At 60.1% G+C, this 22,302-nt stretch carries 22 protein-coding genes; 11 read left to right on the top strand and 11 right to left on the bottom strand.

All coding sequences use genetic code 11. The features are described from left to right. Window positions 1-18: 18 nt before the first annotated feature. Together ACM6IV_RS10730 and ACM6IV_RS10725 are read right to left on the bottom strand one after the other, a co-directional pair. The gene (locus ACM6IV_RS10730; protein ID WP_414869938.1) at window positions 19-861 is read right to left on the bottom strand and encodes an ABC transporter permease; all 843 of its coding nucleotides are present in this window, start codon (window positions 859-861) and stop codon (window positions 19-21) included. A gap of 61 nt (window positions 862-922) precedes the next feature. Further along, the gene (locus ACM6IV_RS10725) at window positions 923-1,903 is read right to left on the bottom strand and encodes an aliphatic sulfonate ABC transporter substrate-binding protein (protein ID WP_414869937.1); all 981 of its coding nucleotides are present in this window, start codon (window positions 1,901-1,903) and stop codon (window positions 923-925) included. Window positions 1,904-2,197: 294 nt separating this feature from the next. Between ACM6IV_RS10725 and ACM6IV_RS10720 the strand changes: the two genes are divergently transcribed. The 3 genes from ACM6IV_RS10720 (at window position 2,198) to ACM6IV_RS10710 (ending at window position 4,527) form a co-directional block, all read left to right on the top strand. Beyond that, window positions 2,198-3,145: an ABC transporter substrate-binding protein gene (locus ACM6IV_RS10720; protein ID WP_414869936.1), complete on the top strand. Its 948-nt coding sequence runs from the start codon at window positions 2,198-2,200 to the stop codon at window positions 3,143-3,145. Window positions 3,146-3,276: 131 nt separating this feature from the next. After that, on the top strand, window positions 3,277-4,176 hold the full coding sequence (locus ACM6IV_RS10715) for a polysaccharide deacetylase family protein (protein WP_414869935.1): 900 nt from the start codon (window positions 3,277-3,279) through the stop codon (window positions 4,174-4,176). Between the two features lie 108 nt (window positions 4,177-4,284). Then, complete coding sequence (locus ACM6IV_RS10710; protein ID WP_414870256.1) at window positions 4,285-4,527, top strand: DUF1652 domain-containing protein; 243 nt, start codon at window positions 4,285-4,287, stop codon at window positions 4,525-4,527. A gap of 4 nt (window positions 4,528-4,531) precedes the next feature. Here ACM6IV_RS10710 and ACM6IV_RS10705 read toward each other — a convergent pair whose 3' ends face one another. Continuing rightward, on the bottom strand, window positions 4,532-4,894 hold the full coding sequence (locus tag ACM6IV_RS10705; RefSeq protein WP_414869934.1) for an NUDIX hydrolase: 363 nt from the start codon (window positions 4,892-4,894) through the stop codon (window positions 4,532-4,534). 222 nt (window positions 4,895-5,116) lie between these two features. Here ACM6IV_RS10705 and ACM6IV_RS10700 point away from each other — a divergent pair, with 222 nt between their 5' ends. Then, window positions 5,117-5,314 carry a hypothetical protein gene (locus ACM6IV_RS10700; protein ID WP_034152400.1) on the top strand — a complete coding sequence of 66 codons (198 nt, stop codon included), beginning with the start codon at window positions 5,117-5,119 and terminating at the stop codon, window positions 5,312-5,314. A 57-nt stretch (window positions 5,315-5,371) separates the two neighbouring features. On the opposite strand, the gene ACM6IV_RS10695 is transcribed toward ACM6IV_RS10700, so the two are convergent. Continuing rightward, a complete protein-coding gene (locus ACM6IV_RS10695; RefSeq protein ID WP_414869933.1) occupies window positions 5,372-5,611 on the bottom strand; it encodes a hypothetical protein in 240 nt (79 codons plus the stop codon). Window positions 5,612-5,796: 185 nt separating this feature from the next. On the opposite strand from ACM6IV_RS10695, the gene ACM6IV_RS10690 reads away from it, so the two are divergent. Next, entirely contained in the window at window positions 5,797-6,132 is a 336-nt protein-coding gene (locus tag ACM6IV_RS10690) for a hypothetical protein (RefSeq protein WP_414869932.1), read from the top strand. 187 nt (window positions 6,133-6,319) lie between these two features. Then, window positions 6,320-6,925 carry a DUF6338 family protein gene (locus ACM6IV_RS10685; RefSeq protein WP_414869931.1) on the top strand — a complete coding sequence of 202 codons (606 nt, stop codon included), beginning with the start codon at window positions 6,320-6,322 and terminating at the stop codon, window positions 6,923-6,925. Window positions 6,926-7,052: 127 nt separating this feature from the next. Here the strand turns inward: ACM6IV_RS10685 and ACM6IV_RS10680 are convergent, their stop codons facing one another. After that, window positions 7,053-7,952 (bottom strand): LysR substrate-binding domain-containing protein, encoded by a 900-nt coding sequence (locus ACM6IV_RS10680; protein ID WP_414869930.1) that lies wholly within the window; start codon window positions 7,950-7,952, stop codon window positions 7,053-7,055. A 118-nt stretch (window positions 7,953-8,070) separates the two neighbouring features. Between ACM6IV_RS10680 and ACM6IV_RS10675 the strand changes: the two genes are divergently transcribed. Both ACM6IV_RS10675 and ACM6IV_RS10670 read left to right on the top strand, forming a co-directional pair. Next, on the top strand, window positions 8,071-9,438 hold the full coding sequence (locus ACM6IV_RS10675) for an MFS transporter (protein WP_414869929.1): 1,368 nt from the start codon (window positions 8,071-8,073) through the stop codon (window positions 9,436-9,438). A gap of 30 nt (window positions 9,439-9,468) precedes the next feature. Then, complete coding sequence (locus tag ACM6IV_RS10670; RefSeq protein WP_414869928.1) at window positions 9,469-10,743, top strand: glucarate dehydratase family protein; 1,275 nt, start codon at window positions 9,469-9,471, stop codon at window positions 10,741-10,743. A gap of 97 nt (window positions 10,744-10,840) precedes the next feature. Here the strand turns inward: ACM6IV_RS10670 and ACM6IV_RS10665 are convergent, their stop codons facing one another. Then, window positions 10,841-11,725 carry a LysR substrate-binding domain-containing protein gene (locus tag ACM6IV_RS10665; RefSeq protein ID WP_414869927.1) on the bottom strand — a complete coding sequence of 295 codons (885 nt, stop codon included), beginning with the start codon at window positions 11,723-11,725 and terminating at the stop codon, window positions 10,841-10,843. 157 nt (window positions 11,726-11,882) lie between these two features. On the opposite strand from ACM6IV_RS10665, the gene ACM6IV_RS10660 reads away from it, so the two are divergent. After that, window positions 11,883-14,909 carry an FAD-binding and (Fe-S)-binding domain-containing protein gene (locus ACM6IV_RS10660; protein ID WP_414869926.1) on the top strand — a complete coding sequence of 1,009 codons (3,027 nt, stop codon included), beginning with the start codon at window positions 11,883-11,885 and terminating at the stop codon, window positions 14,907-14,909. Here ACM6IV_RS10660 and ACM6IV_RS10655 read toward each other — a convergent pair. Next, window positions 14,842-15,531 (bottom strand): paraquat-inducible protein A, encoded by a 690-nt coding sequence (locus tag ACM6IV_RS10655; protein WP_414869925.1) that lies wholly within the window; start codon window positions 15,529-15,531, stop codon window positions 14,842-14,844. The two genes, ACM6IV_RS10660 and ACM6IV_RS10655, sit on opposite strands and share 68 nt — an antisense overlap. Continuing rightward, the gene (locus ACM6IV_RS10650) at window positions 15,528-16,124 is read right to left on the bottom strand and encodes a paraquat-inducible protein A (RefSeq protein WP_414869924.1); all 597 of its coding nucleotides are present in this window, start codon (window positions 16,122-16,124) and stop codon (window positions 15,528-15,530) included. The genes ACM6IV_RS10655 and ACM6IV_RS10650 overlap by 4 nt, the downstream gene beginning before the upstream one ends. Before the next feature lie 219 nt (window positions 16,125-16,343). Here ACM6IV_RS10650 and ACM6IV_RS10645 point away from each other — a divergent pair, with 219 nt between their 5' ends. After that, window positions 16,344-17,510, top strand: a complete 1,167-nt coding sequence (locus tag ACM6IV_RS10645; protein WP_414869923.1) for a DUF1624 domain-containing protein — start codon at window positions 16,344-16,346, stop codon at window positions 17,508-17,510. A gap of 112 nt (window positions 17,511-17,622) precedes the next feature. Here ACM6IV_RS10645 and ACM6IV_RS10640 read toward each other — a convergent pair whose 3' ends face one another. Beyond that, the gene (locus tag ACM6IV_RS10640) at window positions 17,623-19,014 is read right to left on the bottom strand and encodes an aldehyde dehydrogenase family protein (protein ID WP_414869922.1); all 1,392 of its coding nucleotides are present in this window, start codon (window positions 19,012-19,014) and stop codon (window positions 17,623-17,625) included. 103 nt (window positions 19,015-19,117) lie between these two features. Here ACM6IV_RS10640 and ptrR point away from each other — a divergent pair, with 103 nt between their 5' ends. Then, a complete protein-coding gene (ptrR, locus tag ACM6IV_RS10635) occupies window positions 19,118-19,996 on the top strand; it encodes a putrescine utilization regulator PtrR (protein ID WP_093437993.1) in 879 nt (292 codons plus the stop codon). A 26-nt stretch (window positions 19,997-20,022) separates the two neighbouring features. Here the strand turns inward: ptrR and ACM6IV_RS10630 are convergent, their stop codons facing one another. Both ACM6IV_RS10630 and ACM6IV_RS10625 read right to left on the bottom strand, forming a co-directional pair. Continuing rightward, window positions 20,023-21,588, bottom strand: coding sequence for an aldehyde dehydrogenase (NADP(+)) (locus ACM6IV_RS10630; RefSeq protein WP_414869921.1), 1,566 nt, complete (start codon window positions 21,586-21,588; stop codon window positions 20,023-20,025). Continuing rightward, window positions 21,585-22,223: an isochorismatase family cysteine hydrolase gene (locus ACM6IV_RS10625; RefSeq protein ID WP_414869920.1), complete on the bottom strand. Its 639-nt coding sequence runs from the start codon at window positions 22,221-22,223 to the stop codon at window positions 21,585-21,587. The genes ACM6IV_RS10630 and ACM6IV_RS10625 overlap by 4 nt, the downstream gene beginning before the upstream one ends. Window positions 22,224-22,302 lie beyond the last annotated feature (79 nt).

Raw genomic sequence — 22,302 nt, 5'->3', positions numbered from 1 at the left:
CCGGTTGGAGCTTTCAGCTTAGTCGCTGGCGTCCTGTCCGGTGAACGTGTCACGCCAGCGCAGGCAGCGGCGTTCGAGCACCGCCAGCAGGCCGTCGCTGAGTTTGCCGAGTAAAGCGAGGACGATGATCGCAGCCAGCACGATGTCCGGCCGCGAGGTTTCCCGGCCGTCACTGAGCAGATACCCCAAACCTTTGGTGGCGGCAATCAGTTCCGCCGCCACCAGAAACATCCACGCCAGGCTCATGCCACTGCGCAGCCCGGTGAACAGGCCGGGCAGGGCCGCCGGCAGCAAGATCCTGCGCACCAGTTGCAAGCGGCTGAAACCATAGATACGGCCGACTTCCACCAGTTTGCGATCAATGTTGCGAATGGCCGCGACGACATTGACGTACACCGGAAAGAACGCGCCGATGGCGATCAGGACGATTTTCGAGGTCTCGTCGATACCCAGCCACAACAGCAGCAGCGGCACCCACGCCAGGCTCGGAATGGAACGCAGGGCGGCAAAGGTCGGTTCCAGATAGGCCTCGGCTTCGCGGCTCAAACCGACCCACGCAGCAAACACCAGCGCGAGGCTGGCGCCTATGACAAAGCCCAGCAGCACGCGGATCAGACTGGCGCCGATGTGTTTCCACAGCGCACCTTCAGCGAGGTCGGTGAGGGTCAGGGCGATCTCGCTCGGCGCCGGCATCTGGTAGGACGGCAGCCAGCCGATACGTACGATAATTTCCAGCGCGATGACGATCAGTAGTGGCAGGGCCAGGCCTTTGCTGCGGCGCTGCCAGATCGAATTGAAATCCACCGGGCGCTGTCTCGGCACAACATTTGGCGCGGGCAAATCTTTGCTGTGAGTGGTCATGATTTTGGCTCCACTCACGACCAATCCGCGACGGGCGCGGATGGATCGTGAGGCTGATCGGTTACTGGCGGGCGACGGCTTGCTGCACACCGCTGTCGAGCAATTGATCGATGACCTGATCGACATTCACCCCACGACGCACCAGTTCCTCGGAGACCAGAATCGGCGCTGCAGCCTTGGAGGCGCTGATGTCCTGCTGGGTGAGTTGCGGGCTGCTCAGGTCGGTGCGCGACAGTTGCAACCTGGCCACGTCCAGCGGCAAGCCGGACTCCTTGGCGAGCAGCGCGGCGAACTCTTCGGGATTTTTCAGCGCCCAGTCGCGGGCCTGTTCGTAGGCTTTGATCACGGTGTCGATGGTCTGTGGATGTTCCTTCGCGTATTGCTCGGTGACGCTGACCACGCCGTAACTGTTGAACGCCGGGTTGCGGTAGAGCAGGCGCGAACCGGCCTGGACCTGGCTGGCGGCCATGTGCGGATCGAGTCCGGCCCAAGCGTCGACATCACCTTTTTCCAGCGCGGTGCGACCGTCCGGATGTTGCAGGTGAACCAGTTCCACGTCGTCTTTTTTCAGCCCGGTCTGTTGCAGACTGCGCAGGGTGAACAGATACGGGTCGGTGCCCTTGGTGGCGGCGATCTTTTTGCCCTTGAGGTCGGCGACGGTCTGGTAAGGAGAATCCTTGCGCACCACCAGGGCGGTCCATTCGGCGCGGCTATAGACGTAGACGGATTTGATCGGGCTGCCGTTGGCGCGGCTAAGCACCGCAGCAAGGCTGGCACTGGAGGCGAAATCAACGCCGCCACTGTTGAGGTATTCCAGCGAGCGGTTGCTGCCCTGACTCAGTACCCAGCTGACTTTGGTCTGTGGCAGGGCTTTTTCGAGGAAACCGAAGTGCTTGAGCACCAGACTCACTGGCGAGTAATAGGCATAGTCGAGATGCACTTCCGCCGGCGCGGTTTCAGCCGCGTGGGCGAGCGGTTGCAGGCTCAGCACTATGGCGCTGGCAGCCAGCAGGATTTTGAGTCGAGGAAAGAACGATGTCATGGGGCGCTCCGGCAAAGGCACAGGTTTTTTATGTCCAAAAAATATTTTTATCGAATGCTTCCTGCATGAATGGAATATTGCAGGCTCTGTGCCATATGCCCGCAGACGCTGGTTTATAGGGGTTTGAAGGCGAGGGGGAGGGATTGCGCTGTTGATCTGGCAACACTGTGGTTTGCCACTGTTGCGGTACGAACAGTGGAAATCGACAGTGATGAGCTTATGCATTAATCGAATTTTAAAACCTTTAATTAAGAGCGTTATGGTCTATGCAATTTCCCTTTTGCAGGACATGCCATGAAGCTTTCTCGGTTCCTACGCGGTGCGCTGAGCGCTGCCCTGTTTACATCGCCATTCTCCTACGCCGCTGAGCCCTTGGTCCTGCACGTCGGTGATCAGAACTACTACAACATCCGCGCCTCGGTGGAGGCGTCCGGCGTATTGAAAGACGCGCCTTACACCGTTGACTGGAAACACTTCCAGGCCGCAGCACCGTTGGCTGAAGCGTTGCAGACCGGTTCGCTGGACCTGGGTTTTCTGGGTGACTCCGGTTTTCTGTTTCTCGCTGCCAAGCAGGCACCGGTGAAACTGATCGGCGTATCGCGGCAGAATCCGGACACCATTGCGCTGCTGGTGCCAAAGGATTCGCCGGTGAAAACCATCGCCGACCTGAAAGGCAAGAAAGTCGCTTACTGGCCCGGCGCCTGGAGCCAGCAGTTGACCTTGCGCGCACTGGAACAGGCCGGTCTGCCGGAAAACTACGTCGACTTCGTCAAGCTGATGCCGATCGATGCCGCCGCCGCGCTGCCCCAGGGCAGTATTGACGCTTTCCCGGTGTGGGAACCGTACATTTCCCAGCAGATCGTGTTTTCCGGGGCGCGGCCGATCCTGACCGCAAAAAACCTGATGCCGGGGCTCAGTGCAATCGCGGCGTCGACGCCGTCGATCGACAGCAAACGTGCAGCCATTGCCGATTTTCTCGTGCGTTTGAAGCAGGCGCGGGTCTGGGTTGACAGCCACACGGATGAATACGCCGACCTGTGGGCGAAGAAAGCCAGTCTCGATCAGCAGGTGTCGCGCCACTGGTTGCGTCAGGCGCACATGACCGTCGGGCCGGTGGACCAGCAAGCGACGACAGACCTGCAAAGCACCGCTGACTTCCTGTTCAAAGTCAAAGCGCTGCCGGCACCGTTGGCCACTGCCGGGATCATCGACACATCTTTTCAGCAGGCCTTGTCTCACTGAGCGAGCGCCGGAACCAAACCCTGTGTACCTTATCCAACCTGCGCTCGGGTATCGGAGCGCAAGGATGGATAAGGGCGAGGGAGTTTTGCCAATCGACAACATGACGGCAGCCGCCGCGCTCAAGGCAAAACATGACATCCGGATCCAAGCTTCTCTGTGCAGCGCTGATTGCCCTCGGGCTGGCCGGTTGTATTGCCGCCCCGATAGAAATGACCGCGCAGACCGAAACGCGCCTGCAAACCCGGGCACCGGTGCGTTTTCTATTGACGTTCGATGACGGCCCCAGCGCCTCGAGTTTGTGGAACCCGTCGGCCACGGTGCTCGACAGCCTCAAGGACAATCCGCTGATGCCAAATATCAAAGCGGTGTTCTTCGTGCAGACGCGTGCACCACGAGCGGGCAACAGTGACATCGGTCGCAGCATCATGCGCCGCGAGCATGATGAGGGGCACATACTGGCGTTTCACACGGCGACCCATTGGCACACCAATCACCGTTCGCTCGACCCGCAACAGCTTGAAGAATCGCTGACCAACGGCACCGCCGATATCGCCGCCATCACCGGGGCGCCGCCGAAGTTGCTGCGCCCGCCATTCTGGAATTACGACAAGCGCACCTTCGCCGGCTATCAGCGCCACGGCTTGCATGTGTTGCTCACGGATCTAAGCGCCAATGACGGCAAGATATGGGGCTTCAATGCCAGCCCGCGACGTCGGGCCAACATGCTGCGGCAGTTATCGCAAGTCCGTGAACGGATTGCCCTCGGCGCATTGCCGACAGTCGACGGGGTGATTCCGGTGGTGGTGACGTTTCATGATCTCAACCGCTATACCGCACGGCACACGCGCGAATACCTGCAGATTCTGCTCGATAGCGCCGCCGCGACAGGCGTGAAGCTGGCGGACAAGCCTTTCTACGATGATCACGCCGAACTGGAGAAAGCCGCGCTGGCCCGCACCGTCGAAAAGAGTGCGGAACCGGTGAATCTGCCAGGGATGTGGAACTGGATCTGGGATCACGACTCGCACTGAGGGCAGGGTGGAAAGTTGTGACCGGATTGGCATTTTTGTAGCGGGCGAGTCACACGTTGCTCATCTATGCTCAACCAGCCGATCGACCCGCCTGCGAGGCGTTCACTCATGCTTGCCATTGACGATATTTGCCGGATTGTCGAATCCGGCTTTCCTGCGTTCAAGTGCGATTGCATTCCGAGTTCGCAAGGCCTGTTGCAAATCAAAGTGTACGAGCCGGACAGTGGACGCGTCGAATTGCTGTTGACTGGTGTTTCTCCGAAACACCTGGTCACGATCCGTGACATTTCCAGGTTCATCGGTGAGTTACGCACCGAAATGAACGCTGGTCGCCGAGCCTTCGCTGGTTAACGTCTCATAAGCGCCGTTGAAACGCTTGAACGATGCGCAGCGTCGCCTCGCTGGTGTTCAGGTTGCGCACTGCATCCAGCGGATGCCAGATGCAATCGATGATCTCGTTCTGTGGGCGCACCTGTTCGAAGTCCAGCACCGATGCCTCGTAGACATGGTGCTGCGTGCTGCCGCTCTGCAGCTCCATCAGATACAGCACATCGTCGGCGTCCAGACCGGTTTCTTCCTGCAATTCGCGCACGGCCGCCGCCGCTCGGGTTTCGCCGGGCTCGACCTTGCCACCGGGCAATGTCCAGCGGCAGTGGGGTTTGCGTACCAGGAGAACATGGCGATCCTGTTCGCATATAACGGTTGCGCGTACTTTCATCTGTTACCCGTTTACTGCTTGTCACAAAATAGAAATAAAACTGCAATATTTGAGCCGAGGCCTGCGGTAAAGGTTCATTGGATTTGGAGCGTACGCTGCTGAGAAAAGTGCCGGATCCATGACGGTCGCGGCTGGCGACATCCGGTCAGCATTACGGGCGGATCAGGGTGTAAGGTAAAAGCGTGAAGCTGCTTTTGACCGTTAGCAAAAATGGAGGTGTCCATGAGCATGCCGATGTTGAACAAGATGCACATGAACGGCTATGACGTGCTTAGCGTGAACAATGGCCCATGGCGGGTTTGCACCCAAGGTGATCGGCTGGCGTCGTTTGGCAGTCGGGAGGAGGCGCTGGCCTACGCCGCCGCACTGCCTGGCTACAAAAAACGTTCGACGCGCGCGCAGAGTCACAAAACTCACTGACTGGCTGTAACGGAAAAGCCCCGGCATTGTCGGGGCTTTTGTCGAGGGGAGGGGACCTCAGTGGATCTTGATTCGGCTGATGGTTCGGGATTTCACTTCCTTGGCATAGAGTTGTAACCGTTCTTCGTCGCTTTGCAGCACCTCGCAGGATCGCAGCACGGTCTGTGCATCCGCCTCGTTGCCGGATTTGCGCAGTAATTCCGCGATACGTTTCAGGTCGACCGCCGACCATCTCAAGTCCGATGCAACGCTTTGCAGGTCGCGTTGAAGTTCGTGTTCGTATTCATTGAGCCGCATGATCACCTCCAGAACATTCTCGGTAGAAAAGAGTAGTCGCATTTTTCGTCGATGGGCAAAGCCTGTTCGTCCGCACGCTGAACGGTTGTGAAAAGTTGTGCAGATTACGCCACAGGCGCGATGCCACGATGGATGTGGGTAGGCTTACGCGCTACATTCACTTTTTTTCAGATCAGGAACACAGCATGCGGATATGCATCGCGGGTTTGGCGTTGGCCATCTTGGCGGGTTGCTCGTTGCCAGCATCGGTGGTGCCGGGTGAGCCGAATATCAGCAAGACCAGCGACAAGTCCCCCAAGGACTATGCAGCGTGCGTATTACCGTTGTGGCAGAAAGACATCGCAAAAACGTCGCAGACGTCGATTTCCAATGGCTACCGCATCACTGCGCCGAGCATCATTACTGCTGACGAGATTCTCGACATCGTCAAGTACAAGGATGGCAGTCGGGTTTCGCTGTATCAGGGGCCTCCGTGGGCCAAGTCCGGGTCGTTGCGCCAATCGGTGCGTGATTGCCTGTAACGAACTCTGCGACACAATAAGAGCAGAAGCCGGATGAACGGCTTCTGCTTTTTTTTCGACAGTGGTGTGGATTTGATTTGCGAAATGAACGGTGACAGTTGCGCGCGAGGTTTTTTAGCTGTGTGCACTAGGCTTTTGCGGGGCGGTCGATAGTCAGGTCGGCTGGTCTTTCAAGGAGTCTCGGATCATGGATGATCTGGTCAAAGAAGTTATTCCGCTGTTGCAGTACCTGATTCCCGGATTTTTGTCGGCGTGGATTTTTTACTCGCTGACGGCGTTCAAGCGGCCCGATACGTTTGGGCAGATTGTGCAGGCGCTGATTTTTACGTTTGTGATTCATGGCGCGGTATTGGGGATTGGGGAAATGTGTTTGTGGGTAGGCTCGAATGGATTCTCTATAGGGCGCTGGGATGCCAAGGTCGAAACGATGTGGGCATTCATTGTGTCGGTGACGCTGGGGTTGCTTTCCTGCTATTTGGCCACGAATGACAAATTGCATGGCTGGTTACGCAGTCGAAATGTCACGAAACAAACTTCGTACCCCAGCGAATGGTTCAGCGTCTTTGCCCAGCATCATCGTCTGGTCACGCTGCATTTGAACGATGAAAGGCGCGTTTTTGGCTGGCCGGTGGAGTGGCCACCGGAGTCCAGCAGTGGCCAGTTCGTCATGCAAAATCCTTGTTGGCTGGATGCCGAAGGAGCAGAAGTGCCTTTTGGCGCTGAGTTTTTGCTGATAGATTCCGGGAAGGTCAAGTGGGTCGAATTCGGCCCGAAATCGGAGGTTTCGTTATGACAGCCAGAGCACCACAACCAATGCCAGAATGGGTGGCGCGTCGTTACACGAAAGACGGCAAGCCAGTGGCAAATGCTCAGCCCAGAGCGCCGAGCGCTCCACCACCGCTGAAGGGCCAGTATTTCCCTTAGCCCCAACCCTCAGCCACCGCCCGGCGAATCGCCTCCAGCAACATCGCGAACGCCGGGTTGTCGTTGTTCTCCCGCCAGATCAGATGCAGCTCGCTCTGCACCCCTTCGCCCAGATCGATATCGCGAAACACCACATTCTTGAACACCACACTGGTGGCGCAACGTGGCACCAGCGCCAGGCCCATGCCGGCATTGACCAAGGCCAGAATCGTCAACGATGACCCCAGCCACTGCACGTAATCCGGCGCAACCCGGGCCGAGCGCAGCATGCCGGTCAGCAGTTCATTGAACGGCGGATACGCGGCGTGGGAGTACATCAGGAACGGTTGTTTATCCAGGTCACTGACCGCCACTTCAGTCGCCGTCGCCAAGGCGTGAGCGCTTGGCACCGCCAATACAAATGGCTCGCGCACCAGGCATTCGGTGGCGTAGCCCGGCTCTAGTAGCGGCGCGCGGGCGATGCCCAGATCGATGCGGCGCGCGCGCAAGGCTTCGTGTTGCTGGTAGGTGTTCATCTCCGCCAGATCGATTTTCACCTGGGGCTGTTTCAGACGCGCTTCGGCGATCACCTTGGGCAAAAACTCATACACCGCACTGCCGACAAAACTGATGTTCACCGAACCGATATCGCCTTCGGCAAACCGTCGGGCCGTAACCGCCGCTTGCTGTGCGCGCTCCAGCAGGTTCTGGGCTTCGATGAAGAACGCACGGCCGGCCGCCGTCAGCGCAACACTGCGGGTACTGCGGGTAAACAACTCGACGCCGAGGTGATGCTCGAGCAATTGAATCTGCCGGCTCAGCGGCGGCTGGGTCATGTTCAGCCGTTCGGCGGCGCGGCGAAAGTTGAGTTCGGTGGCGACCGTGGTGAAGCAGCGCAGTTGAGTCAGTTCGAACATTGATCTAATCCGGGTATCAATCGAATGCCAAGTTAGATTAGACGGGATCAATGCCCCGCGTCCATGATCGGCCCATTGCTTTACGCCATCCCTAAAAAAACAAGATCGGGAGTCGCCCTTGAAAACCCTCCAGAGTCCGCTGGACGTCACGGTTCTTGCCCGTGCCGCCGCCAAGGTCAAGCGCCACGTGCTGCCGCTGTTCGTGGTGATGTTCATCGTCAATTACATCGATCGGGTCAACATCGGTTTCGTGCGCAGTCATCTGGAAACCGATCTGGGTATCGGCGCGGCGGCCTATGGCCTCGGCGCCGGCCTGTTCTTCGTGGGCTACGCGCTGTTCGAAGTGCCCTCCAACATGCTCCTGCAGCGTTACGGCGCACGGGTCTGGCTGACGCGGATCATGTTTACCTGGGGCGCTGCCGCCATGGCCATGGCGTTTGTCAGGGGTGAAACCAGTTTCTATGTGCTGCGCTTTATTCTCGGTGCGGCCGAAGCCGGGTTCTTTCCGGGGATCATTTATTACTTCACCCAATGGCTGCCGGCCTCCGAGCGGGGCAAGACCATGGCGGTGTTCCTCAGCGGTTCGGCGATCGCCTCGGTGATTTCCGGCCCGGTGTCCGGTGCGTTGCTGCACATCAGCGGGCTGGGTCTGCATGGCTGGCAGTGGATGTTCCTGATTGAGGGCGCCGCCTCGGTGGTGCTCTGCGCGTTTGTCTGGTTCTGGCTGCAATCGCACCCGCGTCAGGCCAGGTGGCTGAGCGAAGAGGAGCGCGAAGCGCTGGTGGCCGCGATTGCCGAAGAACAGCGCGCTCGTGAGGCGGTGCAGGCGGCCAAACCCTCGATGTTCAAACTGTTGGCGGATCGGCAGATTGCGCTGTTCTGCTTCATTTACTTTTCCATCGCCCTGACTATTTACGGCGCGACGTTCTGGTTGCCGAGCATGATCAAGAAAATGGGCAACCTCGGCGACTTTCAGGTCGGTCTGCTCAATTCGATTCCGTGGATCATTTCGATTGTCGCCATGTACGGTTTCGCGGCGATGGCCGGCAAGTGGAAGTTTCAACAGGCCTGGGTCGCGCTGACGCTGGTGATCGCCGCGATCGGCATGTTCATGTCGACCACCGGTGGGCCGATCTTCGCTTTCGTCGCGATCTGCTTCGCCGCCATTGGCTTCAAGGCTGCCTCGGCATTGTTCTGGCCGATTCCGCAAAGCTATCTGGATGCACGCATCGCGGCGGCGGTGATCGCGCTGATCAACTCCATCGGCAACCTCGGCGGTTTCGTTGCGCCGACGGCGTTTGGCTTTCTCGAACAAACCACCGGCTCCATCGAGGGCGGTCTGTACGGTCTGGCGGCAACCTCGCTGATCGCTGCGGTGGTGATCTTCTTCGCCCGCACCGCGCCCGGTGCCAAGGGTAAAACCCCGGCAAAGCCCGATGACAATACCGCCGTCGCGACGACGGCCAGCCCGGCCGCGAGCCATTGAATTGATTGTTGATCTGTCAGGAGCGTTATCTTGAAAATCACTCGTGTCACCGTGACCCCGATTGCCTTCCGTGATCCGCCGCTGCTCAATGCCAGCGGCATTCACGAACCCTTTGCCCTGCGTTCGATCATCGAGATCGAAAGCGACAACGGCTACATCGGCCTCGGCGAAAGCTATGGCGATGCCCCGGCACTGGCGATCCAGCAACAGTTGCAGGCGCAGCTGATCGGCCTCGACCCGTTTAACCTCAATCAGCTGCGCGCCATCGTCCAGGCCACCGTCGCGGCGAACAAACCGGCGAGTATTGCTGGGGCCGAACTGGCGCCCGGTTCCCATGCCAGTAAAGCGGTGAGCAACGCCTACTCGGCGTTCGAAGTCGCGTTCCTCGATTTGCAGGCGCATTACCTGAATGTGCCGCTGGTGGATCTGCTCGGCGGCGCGATTCGCGATGAAGTGCCGTTCAGCGCCTACCTGTTCTTCAAGTACGCGCAGCATGTCGATTCGCCGTACAAACCGGACAACTGGGGCGAGGCGCTCAGCGAGCAACAGATCGTTGCGCAGGCCGCACGGATGATCGAGGCGTACGGTTTCAAAAGCATCAAACTCAAGGCTGGTACGTTGCCGCCGGAGCATGAAGTGGCGTGCATCAAGGCGTTGAAAAAAGCTTTTCCCGGTTACCCGTTGCGCATCGATCCGAACGGCAACTGGTCGCTGGAAACCTCGATTCGCATGGCCGAATTGCTCGGCGATGATCTGCAGTATTACGAAGACCCGACCCCGGGCCTCGAGGGCATGGCCGAGCTGCACAAGCGCACCGGTCTGCCACTGGCGACCAACATGGTGGTCACCGATTTTGACGAGTTCCGCCGCAGCGTCGCGCAGAACAGCGTGCAGATCGTGCTTGCCGATCACCACTACTGGGGCGGTCTGCGCGACACGCAGACGCTGGCGAAGATGTGCGATGTGTTCGGTCTCGGCGTGTCGATGCATTCCAATTCACATTTGGGCATCAGCCTGATGGCAATGGCGCATGTGGCGGCGGCCGTGCCGAATCTGGATTACGCCTGCGACACCCATTACCCGTGGCAGGAACCGGATGAAGAGGTGATCAAGGGTGGCAAGCTGCCGATTGTCGATGGCTGCGTGAAAATCACTCGCGCGCCGGGGCTTGGCCTGGAGCTGGATCATGAGCAGTTGGACAAGCTGCATGATCAGTACCTGACCTGCGGGATTCGCCAGCGCGATGATGTGCGGCAGATGCAGCGCTACAAGCCGGACTGGAAGGCAGTTAAACCGAGATTTTGAAGTGTCTGCATTGACGCCATCGCGAGCGGGCTCACTCCTACAGGGAAACGCATTCCAACCGTAGGAGTGAGCCTGCTCGCGATTGGCGTCCTCACGGTTACAACGTTTCTATCAGCCAATCCCGAAACGCTTTCAGTGACGGCAGATTCTCATTGCGCGGCGGATACACCAGGTAATAGCTGCGGCGACTGGTAATCGGCTCGCCCAGTTGCAGCAGCTCGCCATTCAACAACTCATCCTCAACCAGAATTCGCGGCACCAATCCCACACCAATATTGGCCCGCACCGCCTGAATCAAGTGCGAGGTCATTTCAAAACTCGGGCCGATGCGCATGCTGCGGTGCGGTAAGCCGTGATGACTGAACCACTCCGCCCAGGCCTGGGCATTGCTGCTGACATTGAGCAGCAGTTGCCCGGCGATGTGTCGTTCGGCGTCATCGCGTTCAGCAACGGACAACTGCGCACTGGCGATCACCACCAGTTCCTCGGTGTGCAAGGGCAGGGCAGTCAACCCAGGCCAGTCCCCGCCGCCGACGCAGATCGCGGCATCGATTTCGCTGGTATCGAAGTCGATCGCTTCGATCCGCGAATGCAGATGCACGGTCATGCCCGGATGCGCCGTGTAGAAATCCTTCAGGCGTGGCAGCAGCCATTTCGAACCGAAAGTCGGCAGCGTCGCCAGGCGCAAGCTGTGAATGCCCGAGCCGAACGCCATTGCCTGCAGCGTGGCACTGCGAATCTGCCCCAACGCTTCGGCGAGTTCGCGCTGATACATGCGTCCGACGTCGGTCAGCACCACTTGCCGGCCTTCGCGCGTGAACAGGCGCATGCCGAGCATCTTCTCGAGAATTTGCACCTGGCGGCTGACCGCGCTCTGCGTCAGCGACAGTTCATGCGCGGCGCGGGTGTAGCTTTCGTGGCGCGCCGCCGCCTCAAAGGCCAGCAATAACGACATGGACGGGGTGAGCGTGCGCGGATTCATTCGTAAAAGTCATCGATAGCGGGTCTAAATTACGGTTGTCCCGAGGTTCATCAGCCATGAACATGGGCACCCTGAGATGGCGGAGCCTGACGCAATCATTCGTTGCGTACAACTGTTCACCGCCACGCGGCCCGATTTGACCGAGAAAACCTGACCGATGATTGCCCTGCTGTCTCCCGCCAAAGCCCTGACCCGCGATTACCAGCAGTTCCTCCAAGCCCTGAAAGCCAGCGGCTTTCGCGGTGAGATCAGCGCCGATTACGCCAGCCGTGTGGTGCTGGCGACGGATAACTCGATCTATCAGCGCCTGCCGCAAGCGGCGGTGTTTCCGCTGGACGCCGAGGACGTGGCGCGGGTGGCGCGGCTGATCGCCGAACCGACCTATCAGCAGGTGCTGATCACCCCGCGTGGCGGCGGCACCGGCACCAACGGCCAATCGCTGACGGACGGCATCGTCGTCGACCTGTCGCGGCACATGAACCGCATTCTGGAAATCAACGTCGAGCAACGCTGGGTGCGGGTGCAGGCCGGGGTGGTCAAGGATCAGCTCAACGCCGCATTGAAATCCGCCGGGCTGTTTTTCGCCCCGGAGCTGTCGACCTCCAACCGCGCCACCGTCGGCGGCATGATCAACACCGACGCCAGCGGTCAGGGCAGTTGCACCTACGGCAAGACCCGCGACCATGTGCTCGAACTCGATATGGTTTTGCGCGGTGGCGAGCGCCTGCACGGTTTGCCCCTTGAGGAAAGTGAGCTTGAAGCGTTGTGTGCCCGCGAGGATCGTATCGGCGAGGTCTATCGCTGCGCCCGGCAGATCATTGATGAGCAGGGTGAGCTGATCAAACAGCGTTTCCCCGACCTCAACCGCTGCCTGACCGGTTATGACCTGGCGCACCTGCGTGAGGCGGACAATCGTTTCAACCTCAACAGCGTGCTGTGCGGTGCTGAAGGCTCGCTGGGGTTTGTCGTCGAGGCGCGGCTGAATGTCTTGCCGATTCCCAAGCATACGATGCTGGTGAACATCCGCTACGCCGGCTTCATGGACGCACTGCGCGACGCTCGCGCGCTGATGGCGCTCAAGCCATTGTCGATCGAAACCGTCGACTCGAAAGTCTTGCTGCTGGCGATGCAGGACATCGTCTGGCACGGCGTCGCCGAGTATTTCCCGGAAAGCGCCGAGCGCCCGACCTTGGGCATCAATCTGGTGGAGTTCTGTGGTGATGATTCCGAAGAGCTGCAGCGCCGGGTCGAGGCGTTCGTCGAACACTTGAGCAACGACCGTACTGTCGAGCGTTTGGGCCACACGCTAGCGGTCGGACACGCGGCGGTGAACAAGGTCTACGGCATGCGCAAACGTGCGGTGGGCTTGCTCGGCAACGTCGCCGGTGAAGCACGGCCGCAGCCGTTTGTCGAAGACACTGCCGTACCACCGCAGCACCTGGCCGAGTACATCGCCGAGTTGCGCGATTTGCTCGACAGCCACGGTTTGCAGTACGGCATGTTTGGCCACGTCGACGCGGGCGTGCTGCACGTGCGGCCGATTCTCGACATGAAAGACCCGCAGCAAGCGGCATTGGTGCGCCCGGTGTCCGATGGCGTTGCCGCGCTGACCCAGCGTTACGGTGGCCTGTTGTGGGGCGAGCACGGCAAAGGCTTGCGCTCGGAATACGCGCCGGCCTTTTTCGGTGAACTTTACCCGGCGCTGCAAGCCTTGAAGGCCGCGTTCGACCCGTTCAACCAGTTCAACCCGGGCAAGATCGCCACCCCGGCCAACACTGACGCTGCGCTGCTGAAAATCGACGAAGTCACTTTGCGCGGTGAACTGGATCGACAGATCGACGAAAAAGTCTGGCAGAGCTACGGCGCCGCCATGCATTGCAACGGCAACGGCGCCTGCTACAACTTCGATCCTGACGACGCGATGTGCCCGTCGTGGAAAGCCACCCGCGAGCGTGCGCAATCGCCCAAGGGCCGCGCCTCGTTGATCCGCGAGTGGCTGCGCTTGCAGGGCGAGGCGGGTGTCGATGTGTTGTCTGAGGCGATTCGCAAACCGAAGTTTTTCAGCACGTTGTGGCAGCGCTGGCGCAACAGCCGCGATCCGTCAGCGGACTTCTCCCATGAGGTCTACGACGCCATGGCCGGTTGCCTGGCGTGCAAATCCTGCGCGGGGCAGTGCCCGGTGAAGGTCAATGTGCCGGAGTTTCGTTCGCGCTTTCTCGAGCTCTATCACAGCCGTTATTTGCGCCCGGCGCGGGATTACCTGATCGCCTCGCTGGAATACAGCATCCCGTACATGGCGCGGATTCCTGCGTTGTACAACGGGTTGATGGGCGCTACGTGGGTGCGCGGGCTGCTGGAACGCGTCGGCGGTATGATCGACGTGCCGTTGCTCAGTCGTTTCGATTTCCACGCGGCGATGCGCCGCTGGCAGGTGCAACCGGCGACGGTGTCGACCCTGGCGACGCTGACTCCGGGGCAACGCGAACGCAGCGTGGTCATCGTGCAGGATGCCTTCACCCGCTACTTCGAAGCACCGCTGTTGGCCGATCTGGTCGAGCTGATTTCGCGTCTGGGTTATCAGGTGTATCTGGCGCCGTTCAGCGCCAATGGCAAGCCGTTGCACGTGCAGGGCTTTCTTTCGGCGTTCAACCGCGCGGCGTTGCGCAACGCCCGGCAGTTGCGGGAGTTGGCGGATATCGGTGTGCCGTTGCTGGGCCTCGATCCGGCGATGACGTTGGTGTATCGCCAGGAATACCTGAAAGTCCCCGGCATGCAGCAATGCCCGGAAGTGGCGCTGGTGCAGGAGTGGTTGCTCAAGGTGATGCCGGAGCATGCGTCGCAGGATGACAGCGCATCGTTCCGACTGCTCGCCCATTGCACCGAGAAAACCAACGCCCCGGCCGCGACCCGACAATGGGAGCAAGTGTTTGAACGTGTCGGTTTGAAACTGGCCACGCAAGCCACCGGTTGCTGCGGCATGTCCGGGACTTACGGTCACGAAGCGCGCAATCGCGAAACTTCAGCAGTGATCTACGAGCAGTCGTGGGCAAGTCAGATCGAGGCGCCGGCAGAGCAGGGCGAAGCACTGGCGACCGGTTATTCCTGCCGCAGTCAGGTCAAGCGCCAGTCGGACCGGGCACTGCGTCATCCGTTGCAGGTGCTGCTGGCGGTTCTGCGTCGCTGAGCGGTTCATCGTCCGGAGCGTTGTCCCAGATCAGCCGGGGGTCGAAGCTCATTGCCGAGAGCATGGTCAGCACCACGACCATGCCGAAGAACAGGATACCCGGCCGCGGTTCGATATCGCCCAGTGTCTGGAATTTCACCAGCGCCGCGACCAGTGCGACCACCAGCACATCGAGCATCGACCAGTAGCCGATCAACTCGACGAAGCGAAACATTTTCGAGCGCTCCCGGCGTGCCCAGCCACTGTCGCGTTGCACGGTGATCAACAACAGTGACAGGGCGACGAATTTGATGCCCGGCACGGCGATACTGGCGATAAAGATGATCAGTGCGATGTCCCACGCGCCATGCTGCCAGAACTCCAGCACGCCGCTCATGATCGTGCTGTCCGCGCCGTTGCCGAGCATGGTGGTGTTCATTACCGGCAGCAGATTGGCCGGCACGTAAAATGCCAGCGCAGCGAGCAGATACGCCCAGGTGCGCGTCAGTGAGTTGGTCTTGCGCCGATGCAGCGGCGCATCGCAGCGCGGGCATTGGTGCGGCTCGTCGGTCATGTCACAGGCCAGGCCACAGCTGTGACAGAGGCACAGATTGAGTTCGCTGGCAGTCGCGGGTCGTTTCATGGAATGTCCCAGAGGTCACGAATATCGCGGCCGGCAATCCTGATCATCATCAGGCTGAGCACGGCCAGCGCGAACAGGCCGATGCCGGGCAGCACGTCGAGCATCCCCGCCAGTTTGAACACCGCCACCATCGCCCCCAGCAGACACACCTCGAGCATGCTCCACGGCCGCAGGGTCTCCAGCCAGCGCATGCACAACTTGAAGCCCGGTGCACGTTGCGATGACAGCGCGAAGCTGAGCACCCAGACCAGCAGCACCAGTTGAAACGCTGGCGCGATGATGATCGCAATCGCCGCGACCATCGCCATGAACGTGATCGGTCCCTGACTCAGCGCCAGCACCGAATCCCATAGCGTCGCGCTGTTTTTCAGGCCTTTGAGGCTGATGCTCATCACTGGATAGAAATTGGCGAACAGCCACAGCATCGCTGCCGTGAAGGTCAGGGCCAGGCGCTGTTCGACGGTCAAACCGTTGAAACGCTGGAGCACGCCGCCGCAACGCACGCACGAGGTTTTCTGGTGTTTGCCCAGCACGGCTTTTTCGTACACGCAGTCGCAGTGCTCGCAGATGATCAGGTGTTCGGTGTTGATCATGGACAACGCTCGACAACAGGCCGCAAGGGCAGGGGGACCTGATCACTATAGAAGCCTGAGGCGGGAGGGCAACTTGGGTGGCGTGATCTGCCTGCGGTTTTCTGAGAAATGCTATCGATTGGACTTGGGATTTTGCTTTTTAGTGTTATAAGGTAACGCAAATTTTTCAGGGTGCTCCGTTGTGGCGCCTGCTGTTATCCCCTCTATTGCGAAACGCTTATGACGAATGTGCTTCCCCGTTCTGCCCCGTTGACTGGCCGGCTGCTGTCCATTGATGCCCTCAGAGGCCTGGTCATTGTGTTCATGCTGCTGGACCACGTGCGTGAAACCTTTTTGCTGCATCGTCAGGTCGCCGATCCGATGGACATTGCCAGCACCGAGCCGGCGCTGTTTGTCAGTCGCACGTTGGCGCATCTGTGTGCGCCGGTGTTCGTGTTGTTGACGGGATTGTCGGCGTGGTTGTTTGGCGAAAAGTACGCGGGCAAGGCCGATGTCAGTGCGTTTCTGTTCAAGCGCGGTCTGTTTCTGGTGGTGCTGGAGTTCACGTTGGTGAACTTCGCCTGGACATTCCAGCTGCCGCCGAGCGTGATTTATCTGCAAGTGATCTGGGCGATCGGTTTGAGCATGATCGCCCTGTCGCTGCTGGTGTGGTTGCCGCGCTGGCTGCTGCTGATGTTGAGCCTGATGATCATCGCCGGACACAACCTGCTCGATGCGGTGCATTTTCCAGTGGAGTCGGCGCTGCACGTGCCATGGGCGATCTTGCATGATCGCGGCTGGATCGACGTCAGCGAAAATCTGCGCCTGCGCACCTCCTATCCTTTGCTGCCATGGATCGGCGTGATCGGTCTGGGGTATGCGCTGGGACCGTGGTTTGCCCGGGGCGTTGAGGCGAGTTTGCGTCAGAGTCACCTGCTGATCATGGGTAGCGCAGGGCTGCTGGGCTTTGTCGGGCTGCGGCTGATCAATGGCTACGGCGAGAAAGCCTGGGCAGTGGGCGATACGTTGCCGCACACCCTGATGAGTTTCTTCAACATCACCAAATATCCACCGTCGCTGCTGTTTATCGCGTTGACGGTGAGCGTCGGGTTATTGCTGCTGTTGGCGTTCGAGCGGGTACAGGATCGGCGCTGGATCCGTTGGCTGACCGTGTTCGGTTCGGCACCGATGTTTTTCTATCTGCTGCATTTGTACGTGTTGAAGATGCTGTACCTGATCGGCGTGGCCCTGTTCGGGCTGAATCAGGGCAGCTATTTCGGCTTTTCGTCGGTGGCGGCGATCTGGTTGGCGGCGGTCATTCTCGCGGTTGCGCTGTTTCCGGCGGTACGCTGGTTTTCGGCGTTGAAGGCCCGGCGGCGTGACATTGCCTGGTTGAAGTACTTTTAAGTGCCCCAAAACCTCTTGGAGCTGCGGCACGCTGCGATCTTTTGATCTTCAAAAGCAAAGTCAAAGGATCGCAGCGCCGCAGCTCCAAGAGGTGAATCGTGCAATGGCCGGGTTATTTGCGATCCAGCCACACGGTCTGGGCATTGCAGAACTCGCGCACGCCGAAGTGCGACAGTTCACGACCGAAACCGCTCTTCTTCACGCCGCCAAAGGTCACGCGCGGGTCGCTGGCGGAGTAGCCGTTGATGAACACGCCGCCGGTGTCCAGTTCGCTGGTCAGTTGCTGGGCCAGTGCCACGTTGGCGGTGTAGATCGTTGCGGTCAGGCCGAACTCGCTGTCGTTGGCCAAGGCCACGGCATGCGCGCAATCGCGGGCGGTGATGATCGAAGCGACCGGGCCGAACAGCTCCTGTTTGAACGAAGTCATGCGGTCGGTGACATCGCCCAGCACGGTCGGTTCGTAGTAGTTGCCCGGGCCTTCGGACTTGCCGCCGCCGAGCAACAGCGTCGCGCCTTCTTCCAGGGTGTCGCGCACTTGCTGGTCGAGTTCATCGCGCAGGTCGAAACGCGCCATCGGGCCGATGTAGGTTTCGCTGGACAACGGATCGCCGACCTTCAACTGGCGCGTGGCTTCGACGAATTTACGGGTGAATTCTTCGACTACGCCTTCCTCGATGATCAGTCGCTTGGCTGCGGCGCAGACCTGGCCGGAGTTCTGGTAGCGACCGATGACTGCCGCTTGCACGGCTTCGTCCAGATCGGCGTCATTGAGCACGATAAACGGGTCCGAGCCGCCCAGTTCCAGCACGCATTTCTTCAACGCGGCACCGGCCTGAGCGCCGATGGCCATACCGGCACGCACGCTACCGGTCAGGGTCACAGCGGCAATGCGCGCATCGGCGATCGCGGTGGAAACGCCTTCCGGGGTGACGTTGATCACCTCAAAAACACCCTCGGCGAAACCGGCGCGGGTGAAGGCATCGCGCAACAGATAAGCGCTGCCCATCACGTTCGGCGCATGCTTGAGCACGTAAGTGTTGCCGGCGATCAGCGCCGGAACGGCACCGCGCAGCACTTGCCAGATCGGGAAGTTCCACGGCATCACCGCGAGGATCGGGCCGAGCGGACGGTACTCGATGCGCGCCTTGCCGCCTTCAACCTGGGTCGGTTCAGCGTCGAGCATGGCCGGGCCGTGTTCGGCGTACCACTCGCAAAGCTTGGCGCATTTTTCGATTTCACCGCGGGCTTGAGCAATTGGCTTGCCCATTTCCAGGGTGATCATGGTGGCCATGGCTTCGCTGGTTTCGCGCAGTGAGCCGGCGAGGGCGGTCAACAAACGCGAGCGATCCTGCAACGGCTTGCGCTTCCATTTGCCGAAGCCGTAGGCGGCGCGGGTCAGTGCGGCGTCGAGCGCTTGCGCGGATTCAAACGCGTAATGAGCGAGCTGCTCGCCGGTGGCGGGGTTGATCGAGATAGCGTGGGTCTGGCTGGAAATCTGGCTCATGGCATCGTCCTGCATGTTCGTCGGATGAGCCTAGAGTAGGGTGGTGTTTGTTTTCTGGAAACTGAATAATAAAGATCGTTTCTTTCATGATTGGAGAATGACTGTGGATCTGGTGCAGCTGGAAATCTTCAAAGCCGTTGCCGAACACGGCAGCATCAGCGCCGCCGCGACGCAGATCCATCGCGTGCCATCGAACCTGACCACGCGGATCAAGCAACTTGAGCAGGATCTGGGCGTTGATCTGTTTATCCGCGAGAAAAGCCGTTTGCGCCTGTCGCCAGCGGGGTGGAGTTTTCTTGAATACGCGCGACGGATTCTCGACCTGGTGCAAGAGGCCCGGGCGACGGTGGCGGGGGAGGAACCGCAGGGTGCGTTTCCGTTGGGTTCGCTGGAAAGTACGGCGGCGGTGCGCATTCCCGAATTGCTGGCGGCGTACAACCAGTTGCACCCGAAAGTCGATCTGGACCTGTCCACCGGACCGTCCGGCACCATGATTGACGGCGTGTTGTCCGGACGCCTGGCTGCAGCGTTTGTCGACGGTCCTGTGCTGCATCCGACGCTGGAAGGCGTGCCGGCGTTCGAGGAGGAAATGGTCATCATCGCGCCGCTCAATCACGCTCCCGTCAAGCGCGCGGCGGACGTAAACGGCGAGAATATTTATGCCTTCCGCTCCAACTGTTCCTACCGTCACCATTTTGAAAAATGGTTCAGCACCGACGCTGCCGTGCCGGGCAAGATCTTCGAAATGGAGTCCTATCACGGCATGCTCGCCTGTGTCAGCGCCGGTGCCGGCCTGGCGCTGATGCCGCGCAAAATGCTGCAGAGCATGCCCGGCAGCGCGACCGTCAGCGTGTGGCCATTGGCGGCGGATTTTCGCTATCTGACCACGTGGCTGGTGTGGCGACGGGGCACGGTGTCGCGCAGCCTCAGCATGTTTGTGCGCTTGCTGGAAGAGCGCGGCGTGGTGCGCGCCGATGCATGATCGCGTCTGCGCGCACTCGGTTACCGTTATTGCCCGTCGACGCTGCGCGGCAGATTCAGCGGATTGCCTTCGCGCAACACGTCTGGCAACAGCTCATCGGGAAACCCCTGATACGCCACGGGCCGCAAGAAGCGCTCGATCGAGGTCATGCCGACGGAAGTGAAGCGGCTGTCCGAGGTCGCCGGAAAAGGGCCGCCGTGTACCGTGGCAAAGGTCACTTCCTGTGGATGCGCGAACGCGTTGACCACGATGCGCCCAGTGCGGCGTTCGAGAATCGGCAGCAGGCGCCGGGCCAATCCCAAGTCAGTATTCTCAAGGTGAATCGCCGCGCTGAGCTGCCCTCTGAACGAACGGGCGACGGCCAGTAACTCGGCTTCATCGTTGACGGCAACCAATAGCGCCGACGGACCAAACACCTCATGGGCCAGTGCCGGTTCGCTGAGCCATTGCTCTCCCTCGACTTCCAGCAACGCAGCTCGTCCGGCAAGTGGGGCATCGGCCGGTGTGCCTACGGCGATCACCTGCGCGCCGACAACTTCCATTGTTGCCAGTCCCTCGACGTAGGCGCCGTGAATGCCCGGTGTCAGCATTGTTCGCGCGGGTGCCGCGCTGACCCGTTTACGCATGGCGTTGCGCAGTTCATCAAATCCCGCACCGCGGACGGCGATCACGATCGAGGGGCACAAGCAGGCCTGCCCGACGTTGACCAGCATCCGCTCGATAAAGCCATCACCAATCTCGGCGCCGCGAGTTGTCAGCGCCTCGGGCAGGATGAAGGTTGGGTTGACGCTGGTCATCTCGGTGAATACCGGGATCGGGTCAGGGCGCAATTGCGCGCGGCGATAGAGCGCCATGCCACCCGCTTCGGACCCGGTGAAGGTCACCGCCTTGATCAGCGGATGATCCACCAGCGCTTCGCCGATGGCATTGCCGCCGCCACGCACCATGGAAAAAACCCCTTCGGGCAAACCATGCGCTTGCACGGCTTTACGAATGATCCGCGCCTGGATTTCCGAGGCCCCCGGATGGGCGTTATGCGCCTTGAGAATCACGGTGGCGCCGGCCGCCAATGCCGACGCGGTATCGCCGCCCGCCACCGAGTAGGAGATCGGAAAGTTGCTCGCGCCGAAAATCGCCACCGGACCGATGGCGATTTTTTGCAGGCGATGATCCATCCGTGGGCGAGGCTGGCGCTCGGGTTGCGCCGGGTCGATCGCCAGTTGCAGGAAGCGGCCCTTGCGCACGACATCAGCGAACTGGCGGAACTGGGTCGCCGCTTTTGCGGCTTCGCTTTCGAGCTGGGCGTGCGGCAGTCCGGTTTCCAGCGCGGCGCGTGCCGCCAGTTCGCTGCGCACTTCATCGAGGTTGTCAGCGATGGTTTCAAGAAACGCGGCACGCTCGACCAGCGAGGTGTGGCTGTAGTGATCGAACGCTGCATCGGCGAGTGTTGCAGCCTGATCGACCTGTGCGGCACCGCCGAAGGCGAAGTCCGGTTCGATCAACTGCTCAGTGGCCGGGTTCAGCGCTTTCATCGTGCCTTCGGTGGCGGCGACATCCGTCGCGCCGATCAGCAAATGGCCTGTCAGACTCATTGCGCGTCCCCCTGAGATTCGAGGTCGACAATCAGTTCGGCAGTGCTGGCAATCACGTGAGCGAAGGTCGGCCCGTTGAGCTCGTGGGCGGCGTGCATCATTTCCGCTTTGAACGCCGCCGTTGCATCGCGGACCAGGGTGACGTGGTAGCCCAGTTCCGAGGCGTAGCGCGCAGTGGCTTCGATGCAGGTGTTGGCCAGCAGGCCGACAATGATCACGTGGGTGATGCCGCGCTGCTTCAGGCGAAAATCCAGGTCGGTGTTGGCGAAACCACTGGAACCCCAGTGTTCCTGAACCACAATGTCGCCCGCTTGCGGGGCGAAATCCGGGTGCCATTCACCGCCCCATTCGCCCCGGGCAAAGTGGTGCATGTGCATGATTTTGCACTGCGTGGGGGTCGGGTGATCCCAGTTTTCGTAGTCGCCTTTTTCCCAACGGTGATGGGGTACGATGACCACCGGAATGTTCAGGTCGCGCACCGTGCGGTCGAGTTTGCGCAGATTGTCGAGCAAGCCGTTCTGTTCGGCCATGGGCTTGATCAGCGGGAAAACCTTGCCGCCCTCCGAGAGAAAATCGTTGTACGGATCGACCAACAGGTACGCGGTTCTGTCCAGCGGATAAGGGGTATTCGACATGGCGGCTTGCTCCGGCAATGGGATGATCGGTGCGCAGGGCTTGTCCCGGCATCGTGTAGATATGATAATCATAGTAACT

Origin of the sequence: Pseudomonas sp. IT-347P, from assembly GCF_949768005.1 — a bacterium.
Classification (GTDB): Bacteria; Pseudomonadota; Gammaproteobacteria; order Pseudomonadales; family Pseudomonadaceae; genus Aquipseudomonas.
This window is presented reverse-complemented; position numbering and strand designations above follow the sequence as displayed.